General features: G+C 36.0%; 1 protein-coding gene. It reads right to left on the bottom strand.

Going from position 1 to position 1665, the window contains the following annotated elements; translation table 11 throughout:
- On the bottom strand, positions 1–713 hold a 713-nt coding region (locus ACFINL_RS09595), incomplete at its 3' end, for an ABC transporter substrate-binding protein (protein WP_375651478.1).
- Positions 714–1665: the final 952 nt, after the last annotated feature.

The following is a 1665-nucleotide window of genomic DNA, read 5'->3' on the forward strand; positions in this document are numbered from 1 at the left end:
TCCCCCCAATAATTGGAGCTTGCACGCAACAAAATTCCTTCTCCAGGGCGCCAACTCTCTAGCTGATAAGGACCAACGCAAGCAGAATGGCTTGCCAAATACCGGTTTCCCATATCACCATTTTTTTCGTGTTTCATGAGTGTCTCACGATCAAGCAAAGCAAGAGTACGACTAGTGGCAAAATGGCTAAGAATGAGCTCTGCTGGATAAGGTTTATCAAATTTCATCACCACCGTTTTGTCGTCCGGTGCTTGAAAAGCCTCATCAACGTTTTGTTCTGTAATCCCATATTCATTAAATGTCGCCGCAGTAGCCATCTTCAATTGAACAACCCGCTTCATACCCCAAACAAGATCATTGGCATTCGCAGGACGACCATCATTGAACTTTAAACCATCACGCAAGTGAAAAGTAATCACCGTACTCTGATCATCACTTGAAACATCCCAACTCTTCGCTAAAGAAGGAACCATTTTAGCAGCATCATCTGTAGCAGAAACGACTAAATTATCACAAACATTAACAAGAACTTCATTACCATAACGGTCATTGATTTGTGCGGGATCAAATGTACTTATTGTATCAAGATTCCAAGCCATCACAAGCGTATCGGCAGGTGTTTTCGCTGAAACTTGTTGCACAAACATCCCCATTGCAAGAACAGCAGAAACAAAAGAACTGCCCTTTTTCAATATTTTTCTTTTCACGTTCATAGAATTTTCCTTTTAAGATTTAAGGTTATTGTATAACTTCTCATGTGACAACATGCAAAAATGATAAGATCATGCTTAGAAAACACGCCTCCTAGAGGTAAAATATCAAAATCTCTAAAAGCAGCAGCCACTTTTCAAAAGCTCCTTCCCTCCCAAATACGTATAGAACAAACGAACATATGCAACGCAAAACGATCTGATTAAAATGAAGCTATCACGCACAATAGCACACGACATCACGGCACTTATAATTCAGAGCATATCAGACCAAAATCCTTCCTTGCTTCATTAAAAAGATTTCTTTTTCAAGTTTCTTCTTGCGATTTTCTAAAAAGTATCATCAAAGCGCTACTCTAATTGCTTCAAAAGCCTCAAAACAATTTGATATTTTGATGATCCTGAATAAATTTTTTCGTAACCATTTTCACCCTTCTTCAGAAGAAAATTCGAACTTTATTATAACTCCGTATCAAATAACAGCTTCGAACCTATAGATTATCATATTTTAAGTCATAAGGAATGTAACCTGAGGTATGAGAAGAGTAGCTTGATGTTTCCCCGCGTACCCGCATACAACAGTTTTTCTCACCAAAACATTTTATAAAGTCCCCATTTTTTCAGAAACACTAAACTTTGCTTTATTCGTTACACCTGTCTTTTGCAACAAACAAATTTATTACTTTCTATACATATAAATTGAAACATCAAATATTAATATCTATACACGTAGAATTTATCGAGATAAATAACCTCTCTTCCCAATAGAATGTTTTGAAACAAAATTCTCTACACAACATAGTAATCCATTCCCGATAGAATTCAACGTATTGCAAAGTATTAAAGAGCTTTGCAATACATCAAATATATCATGACCATGTTTTTTATATTTTATAAACTTGATACCTTCTTATTTTTCAATTGCACTATAAAAAATACGTGGTGCACTATTCCA

It is taken from the genome of Bartonella sp. AA78NXGY, from assembly GCF_042197005.1.
Taxonomy (GTDB): domain Bacteria; phylum Pseudomonadota; class Alphaproteobacteria; order Rhizobiales; family Rhizobiaceae; genus Bartonella.